This window comes from Rhodococcus sp. CX (assembly GCF_015865005.1).
Lineage (GTDB): Bacteria > Actinomycetota > Actinomycetes > Mycobacteriales > Mycobacteriaceae > Rhodococcus.
Window position 1 is genome coordinate 67,071 of sequence record NZ_JADZGH010000007.1, and the last position, 7,943, is coordinate 75,013.

Genomic DNA, 7,943 nt, shown 5'->3' on the forward strand with positions numbered 1-7,943 from the left:
ACCGCGCAAATCACCCACGGCATCCGGTTTCCACTCGGCGACCGCACAGTTGTTTCCTCCGCGCAGCAAGACCGCCTCATCTGCTCGTCAGGATTTCCCCGACGACAGAGAGGACGAAATCCATGATCTGGGTGGTGCTCGCATCGATCCTCGGTGGGACGCTTCTGCTCGCGGGCATTCCGAAGCTCCGCGACCGGGACGGGCTGCTGACGGTGGTGAAGGGATACCGGCTGCTGCCGGCCCCCGCGGAACGCGCGGTGGCGGCGACGCTGCCGTTCGTCGAGGTCGTGGTCGGTGCCCTGCTGATCCTCGGGATCGGCGGCCGGTGGCCGGCCGTGGCAGCAGCCCTGCTGTTCACGGCCTTCACCACGGGACTGACCGTGAACCTGGCACGCGGCCGTCGCGACCTCGACTGCGGATGCTTCGCGTTCGGTACCCACGAGGTCCCGCAGATCGGCTGGTTCCACGCGGCACGGGCGGCGTCGTTCACGGTGGCCGCGCTGGTGCTCGCTTTGGCCGGGTCCGTTTCCGTCACGGTGCCCGAACGTCTGGCCGCGGTGGCCGGCGGACTGCTGGTCGTGCTGGCCGTCCTCGCCGTCGCGCAGATCCGCTCGGTCGTGCACGTCGGACGGCGTCCGGTCGACGACTACCTGAGCGCCGCCTCGATCCGGCTGCGGGCGACGAGCACCGTCTCCCGCTACGGCTCGTGACTCTCTTTTTCCCGAAACAACTTTCGTAGACAGGACTTAATCGATGACGAACTTTCTGCTGGTGGCCGTCGTCGTGCTGACAATCGCGGTCGCACTGCTGTTCCTCATGACTCTCGCGCTCGCCCGGGAGATCGGCCGCGTCCAGGTGCGGCTCGGCCCGCTCGGCGCGCGGATGATGGACACCGGACCGAAGATCGAGCAGGCCGGCCCGTCGTTCTCCGGTCTCGTCGATCACCTCGGACGCTCGGTGAAGGTCGGCGGTCACCGCGACAAGCCGCAGCTGCTGATGTTCACGGCGCCGAGCTGCAGCACCTGTAAGAGCCTGCTGCCCGGTCTGCGTGCGATGGCCCGCGCCGAATCCGACCTCGACGTCGTGATCATCTCCGACGGAACACCCGAGGAGCACAAGCAGTTCCTGGCCGGCGCAAACATCGGCACCGAACTCAGCTATGTCGACGCCCGTGACGTGGGCATCGCCTACCAGGTCGGGACCACGCCGTACGGCGTGATCCTCGACGAGCACGGCAAGATCCGCGGCAAGGGCCTGACCAACCACATGGCGCAGGTCGAGAGTCTGCTCAACGCACTCGAATCCGGCACGCCGTCCCTCCAGCACCTCCACGCGCAGGCGAAGTCCGCCTGACCCACCCCCCGATAGAAGGAGGCGAACCGCCATGCAACACAACAATCCGGAACCGCATGAGGTGACGGAGCAGCGATATCCGGTCGACGAGGCCACCGTCCGTGAACAGGCCGCGTGGATGGCCGGTCAGGGCGGTTCCTTCATGAGCCGCACGGGACGCAAACTGTCCGAACGCACTTCGCGCCGCTCGATGCTCGGCAGGATCGGACGCTGGACGATGGGCGTCTCGGGTGTCGCGCTGATCAGCTCGCTGCCCGTCACGCGCACCGCGATGGCCCAGGAAACCCCGGCGCCGCCGCCCGCTCCGGATGCACCCGACCCCCAGTTCATCACGTTCGACGGCAAGGATCCGGCCGAGTGCGAGTACTGGCGCTGGTGCAACATGGACGGCACCTCGTGCGCGGCCTGCAACGGCGGCGGCGTGACCACCTGCGCTCCCGGCAGCAAGCCGGGCGCCGAGTTCTGGGTCGGTTGCTGCACGAACCCCGACACCGGAAAGACCTACCTGATCGCCTACTACGACTGCTGTGGCGCACCGTCGTGTTCCAACGCGTTCTGCGGCGAGCCCGACATGCAGGCGATCATGTACAACCCGGTCTCGGGCAGCAACGACCAGGAGATCATCTGGTGCGTCTCCGACGAGTCCCAGGCCTACACCTGCACGATGGCTCCGATCATCGGCGAGGACTGCCAGACCCGTCCGGCCGCACGCCCGAAGGTCGGTGCCGGCGCATGAAATCCGAACGCACCAAGCGTCTTTCCCGGTCCGCCGCGGTAGTGGCGGCTCCGCTCGCCGCCGCGCTCGTCCTGACGGGCTGCAGCTCGGACGACGACAGCGCGTCCTCCGGCGAGGTCACCTATCCCACCGTGCCGGTCATCCCACCCGGGGAGGGTATCTCCCTCGGCCACGACGACCAGGAGATCGGCGACACCATCCCGGAGCCCGTGCACGTCGGGTCGATCGATCCGATCAAGCCGACGGATCTGCTCGCCGTCGCCGGCGGCTTCGGCAAGCTCGAACTCGGCGTCAACGCCCTCGACCCGGTCACCGGTGTCGCGGGCAGCCGCTTCGTCGTGGGACCGGGCATCTGGGATCCGGTCATCCACGGGTTCGTCGGCGAAACACCGGACGACCCCGCCGTCCTCGCGGCGGAGGTGTGGCGTCCGCGCGGGTCGCGCGGCGCCGCGGACTTCACGGTCAGCACCTACTCGGGCAACCTGCTCGAACCTTCGGAGGTCCTGCTCCCCGACTACGCCCGCGTCCACTCCCGGCCGGGATCCAACGCCGTGACCTCGGACGGCAAGTACTTCGTGACCTGGGACGACGGCCTGTACGGCGTCCGTGTCGTGGATCTGGAGGCGAAGAAGGAAAGCGGCTCCCTGCAGATCATCGGCTGCGGTCCGTTCACGTGGCTCGACGGGCACGAGCTGTACAGCGTCTGTGAGGAGAACCGTGAGCTGATCCAGATCTCGATCGACGACGCCGGCGTGCCGACCGAGACGAAGCGAGCGAAGGTTCTGCCCGACGACTTCGTCAGTACCCGCAAGGTCACCTGGGCCGCCGACGCGAAGAAGGCGCTGCTGGTGAGCGAGAACGGCGACGTGTTCGTCTTCGACTTCTCGAACGGTCTGCCGGAGTCCGCGGTGGCACCGATCGGCAACGCCGGACAGGACGGCGGCCGGTTCGCCGCAAACACCATCAACAACACCGGCAGCCGCGTCGCGATCGAGTACACGGACAGCGTGGTCCACCCCCACTCGGCTCGTGGCGGCAACGTGGTGAAGATCGAGCTGACCGACGCATCGAACTTCGCGCCGGTCAAGACGCTCGATTTCGCTGCGCTCGGCCTGACGAGCATCGACAGCATGACCTTCTCCGTCGACGGCAGCACGCTGTACGTCCTCGGTGCCGGCCCCGAGGTCGACGGCGAATCCAAGCAGACGATCGTCGGCATCTCGTCCGAAACCGGCGACAAGGTCAGCTCGGCCGAGATCACCGGCAACGTCGAGGATTTCGGAACACTACTCACCCCTCAGGTATTGGAATGACCCGATCAGGACCGATCCTGGATCGCCGCGGGTTCCTCCGCATCGGCTCCCTCGGAGCCGGTGCGGTGGGCCTCGGCATCCTGGGTCTGGGTGCGGCGTCCTGCAGTTCGGCCGATGCGGCCGACTCAGGCGCCCCGCCCGACTACATCTCGCCCACCGACCCCGAGATCGCCGCGGCCGAACAGGCCCGCCGTTGGAACGGAAAGGAGGTTCCGGTAGCGCTCGCCGCGGGCGTGGCCACCGTCGATCTCGGCGGCCGGTTCGTCGACACCTGGTCGTACGGCGGCCGCGCGGTGGCACCTGAACTGCGGGCGAGTGTGCGCGACAAGATGCTCGTGTCGGTGCGCAACGACCTGGGTGTGGACACCACACTGCACTGGCACGGAATCCGGATCCGCAACGACATGGACGGTGCGGCACCGGTGACGCAGGATCCGATCGCACCGGCGGGCGAGTTCGTGTACGACTTCGTCGTTCCCGACCCAGGAACGCACTGGTACCACTCGCACAGCGGCCTGCAGGCCGATCGCGGATTGTTCGGGGCTCTCGTCGTCGAGGACCCGGACGACCGCTCGGGCGCGGATGTCGACGTCGTGCTCGTGCTCGACGACTGGATCGACGGGCTCGGTACCACTCCGGAAGCGGTTCTGGCAGCACTCAATCCGGCGATGGCCGGAGGCCACGGCGGGCACGGCGGCGGCACGGCCGTCGAACACAGTGCCGAGCAGATGTCGGTGGCCGAAGCCGCCGTCTCCGGTGGGCACGGTTCCTCGACGCCGCTCGGCGGGATGACCCAGCACATCGGGTACCCGCTGCACCTGATCAACGGGCGCCCGCCCAACGACCCCGAGGTCGTGACGGCGGCGCCGGGCAGTCGGGTGCGCCTGCGGATCATCAATGCGGCCGCCGAGACGCCGTACCGCTTCGCGATCGCCGGGCACGAACTGACGGTGATCGCGGCGGACGGCTTCGACGTCACCCCGACGACCACCGACACCCTGATCATCGGGATGGCGCAGCGCTACGACGTGCTCGTCACGTTGAAGTCCGGCGCCTGGCCGGTGGTCGCGAAAGTCGAGGGCCGGGACGGTCACGCGTCGACCGTGCTGCGCTCCACCGATGCCGCTCCCCTGTCGAATCCCGATGTGGGGCCGGTCATCCCGGAACTCGCCGGTAGGCTGCTCGCCGAGAGCGCGCTGCGGCCGGCCGATGCGGTCCGGCTCGATTCGCGGCCCGTCGACCGGGACTACCGGGTCGAGCTGATCCAGGCCGGCGACCGGTACGTGTGGGGCATGGCCGGACCCGACGCCGGGAAACTGGTCATGCGCCAAGGGGAACGGGTGCGCATCACGATGGCGAACACCACAACGATGTGGCATCCGATGCACACCCACGGACACACGTTCGCGATTCCCGAATACGGCGGTCTGCGCCGTGACACCGTCAATGTCCTACCCGGCACCGAACTCGCGATCGAGTTCGACGCCGACAATCCGGGCGAGTGGATGTTCCACTGCCACAATGCCTATCACTTCGAGGCGGGTATGACCGCGAACCTGCGGTATATCCGATGAGAGGACACCCCGTGAAGAAACTGCTTCCACTGGCCGCGGCACTGATCGCCGCTTCCGGACTGACCGCGTGCGGATCGTCCGATGCGGCGACCGAACCCGCCGTCGTGATCGACGTGACGAACATGTCGTACTCGCCCGCGTCGGTCACCATCGAGAAGGGCCAGACCGTCCAGTGGCGGTTCGACGACAACGGGTTGCCCCACGACGTCGCCGGTGACGGCCCGCTCGACGGTGTGCTGCAGAGCGAACTGCTCACCGAGGGCACCTACGAATTCACCTTCGACGAGGCCGGCACGTTCACGTACCACTGCACACCGCACGCGTCGATGGTCGGCACAGTGATCGTGCAATAGTGCAGCCGCGCAGACTCGTTCGGCATCGCTGGATCCTCGCCTGCGGTGTCCTCGCCACCGCGGCGGCCGGATGCGCCGGAGAGGAAGCGCCCGACGCGGTGATCGAGATCAGCAACGTGCAGTTCAGCCCGATGGACGTCGTCGTGCCGGTCGGCGGCACCGTCGAATGGCGGTTCGAGGACGGCGGTGTCCTCCACCACGTCGAGTCGCCCGGTGCCTTCGACAGCGGGATCACCGGCGACGGCACCTACACGCACACGTTCGACCAGGCCGGGACGTACACGTACACGTGCTCGATCCATCCGTACATGACCGGCACCGTCACCGTCCGCTGACACCCCAGCGGAAGTTCGAAGACAGCAACCGACCAGGAGGTTCCCATGACCGCCGTCCTGTCCCATCAACCGATCGAGACCGATCTCCCCGACATCCGCCCGACCCTCGAAGGCGCGGTGTCCGTGCAGGCACGCCTCGGCATGGCTGCCGGTGCCGCCGTCGTCGGCGCGGGTGTCGCGACTCTCGCCTCCCCGACGACGTCGACGGCGCTGACCGCCGCGGTCGTCGGCGCGGGCCTCGTCACCTCGCTGGCCGCGAACTGGTCGACATGTGGCATGTCGGTCGCCGGGGTCGTCGCGGCACCGAAGCAGCCCAACCGCAAGGGCTCATCGACGCCGCTGCGCCGGCTCGGCTGGCACGCGCTGGGCTCGGTGAGCACCGGCGCGGTCACCGGTGCGCTGCTCGGCGCGATCGGATCGGTCACCGCCGCACACCTGTCGCCGCTGTGGCTGCTCGCCGGATGGGCCCTGTTCGCGCTCGCCTACGGCCTGCACGAGATCGGTGTGCTCACGATGCCGGCGCCGATGCGCCGTCAGCAGCTCCCCCGGCACCTGCGTCGGACCATGGAGCCGTGGAAGGTGTCGCTGCTGTTCGGCGCGATCATCGGCCCCGGTTTCATGATCTTCATCCGGTCCAGCGCGTACTACCTGCTGGTGCTCGGCGTGCTCGCGGTCGGCTCCCCCGCCCTGGGCGCGGCGATGTTCACCGTCGTCTCGCTCGGCCGCTGCATGCCGAGCGTCGCGGCGATCATCCACTCCCGCCGCGGCGGCACGATGCCGGGCTTCCTGTCGGTGATGTGCGTCGTCGATCGTCGCGTGCAGGCAGTGACCGGCGCTGCGCTCGTCGGCCTGGCCGCGTTCGCCGCGATCGCGCTGATCTGAGGTTCCGACCCACGGGGTTCAGCCCTGGCTGTGCAGAAGTTGTCGCGGTGCCTCGGCGCGCCGCGACAACTTCTGCACGTTCACCCCGAGGGGTGACACGTAGGGTGGTCCGGACCCGTCGAGGTGGAGGTGCGGAACACGATGAGCGACCCCGGATCCGGTACGTCGCGCGCTGTCACGGCGTGGACGTACGGCCTGTCGTTCGTCGCGATCACCGCGTGCGGGGTGATCGTCAGCGGGCTGCTCCACGACCCGGAACCCGAATTGACCACCGCTCCCCCGACGACCACGACAACCGCAGCTCCCGTCCCCGAGGACTACACCTACGTCACCGAACCGGTGACCTACCCGACGACCATCCCCGGGTGCGAGAGCGTCGAACCACCCGGTGACGACGCGGGATTCCTCTCCTTTGCCGGCGGCGACTTCGGGTACGACAATCCCACCTATCCGTGGTTCTCGGGACCGAAGGCGGTCGCGATGACCGACGCGGCAGTCCGCGCGCTGCCCGGCGACGCCGACATGATCTTCGCGTCGCCACGGCAGTCCCTGCTGTTCGGACCGATCCTCGATCCGTCTTTCGAGAACGACGCGGACCGCGCCCTGTTCGGCGGTTTCACGACGGCATATGCGACGATCCGCCGCGGCGAGGACGCCGGGGCGCTGTCCCTGTCCGTCCGGGCGTCGACGACGCCCGTCCCGCCGTGTGTCGCCGGCAGGCTCGATGAACGCCGCGTGCTCGACGACGGCACCGTCGTGGACGTCGATGACACGTGGTCCGAAACCAACGGGGTGCGAACGGTGTTCCGGAGCGCGCAGGCGTACGCTCCCGACGGCTCCGAGATCAGCGCGCACATCGACGACACCGACAGCACGACCGGGGACGCCGTCCAGTCTGGCCATCCCCCGCTGACCGTCGACGAACTCGTCGCCCTGGTCTCCATACCCGAACTGCGTGTGAGCGCACCGGTTCCGCCCGGCACGCCGACCGTCCCGGAATCGTGCTCCTCGCCCTCGGACAGTGACCCGATCGACGCCGCGACCGCCGCCCGGCTGGACGGTGTGCTGGCGGGGATTCCCGTCGCCGACCTCGCGGTGGATAGCCCGCTCGGTGAACTGCGACCCGCAGGTTTCGACGGCGCAGGATTGTGCCAGGCCGTGCGCGTCACGACGCCCGGAAGCGAATCGACGCTGACCGTCGCGGTCGCGGCGGGACAACCACGCCCGTCCACCACGCCCGACGAGGCGCCCACCCCGGCCACCGGGAGCGGGTTCGTCGAAACCCGGGAACTACCGGACGGCACGGTGATCCAGCAGAGGGAGTACACCCTCACGACGCAGGGGCTCGCGGCGGGTTCGGTCGCGACGACGAGCGTGACCCGGACGGTGACCGTGAC

General features: G+C 68.5%; 9 protein-coding genes. All 9 read left to right on the forward strand.

The features are described from left to right. Nucleotides 1-122 precede the first annotated feature (122 nt). Complete coding sequence (locus I0Q12_RS00455) at nt 123-710, forward strand: MauE/DoxX family redox-associated membrane protein (RefSeq protein ID WP_197250079.1); 588 nt, start codon at nt 123-125, stop codon at nt 708-710. Between the two features lie 43 nt (nt 711-753). After that, nucleotides 754-1,353, forward strand: coding sequence for a redoxin domain-containing protein (locus I0Q12_RS00460; RefSeq protein WP_197250080.1), 600 nt, complete (start codon nt 754-756; stop codon nt 1,351-1,353). Nucleotides 1,354-1,384: 31 nt separating this feature from the next. Next, nucleotides 1,385-2,089 (forward strand): methylamine dehydrogenase light chain, encoded by a 705-nt coding sequence (locus I0Q12_RS00465; protein ID WP_197250081.1) that lies wholly within the window; start codon nt 1,385-1,387, stop codon nt 2,087-2,089. After that, nucleotides 2,086-3,402, forward strand: a complete 1,317-nt coding sequence (locus I0Q12_RS00470) for a hypothetical protein (RefSeq protein ID WP_197250082.1) — start codon at nt 2,086-2,088, stop codon at nt 3,400-3,402. The genes I0Q12_RS00465 and I0Q12_RS00470 overlap by 4 nt, the downstream gene beginning before the upstream one ends. Next, the gene (locus I0Q12_RS00475) at nt 3,399-4,976 is read left to right on the forward strand and encodes a multicopper oxidase family protein (RefSeq protein ID WP_197250083.1); all 1,578 of its coding nucleotides are present in this window, start codon (nt 3,399-3,401) and stop codon (nt 4,974-4,976) included. Before I0Q12_RS00470 ends, I0Q12_RS00475 begins: the two co-directional genes overlap by 4 nt. A gap of 11 nt (nt 4,977-4,987) precedes the next feature. Continuing rightward, nucleotides 4,988-5,329 carry a plastocyanin/azurin family copper-binding protein gene (locus I0Q12_RS00480; RefSeq protein ID WP_197250084.1) on the forward strand — a complete coding sequence of 114 codons (342 nt, stop codon included), beginning with the start codon at nt 4,988-4,990 and terminating at the stop codon, nt 5,327-5,329. A gap of 32 nt (nt 5,330-5,361) precedes the next feature. Further along, nucleotides 5,362-5,664: a cupredoxin domain-containing protein gene (locus I0Q12_RS00485; protein WP_197250092.1), complete on the forward strand. Its 303-nt coding sequence runs from the start codon at nt 5,362-5,364 to the stop codon at nt 5,662-5,664. Between the two features lie 45 nt (nt 5,665-5,709). After that, the gene (locus I0Q12_RS00490; RefSeq protein ID WP_197250085.1) at nt 5,710-6,546 is read left to right on the forward strand and encodes a methylamine utilization protein; all 837 of its coding nucleotides are present in this window, start codon (nt 5,710-5,712) and stop codon (nt 6,544-6,546) included. Nucleotides 6,547-6,687: 141 nt separating this feature from the next. Next, the coding region (locus tag I0Q12_RS00495) for a hypothetical protein (protein WP_197250086.1) at nt 6,688-7,943 on the forward strand (1,256 nt) is incomplete at its 3' end.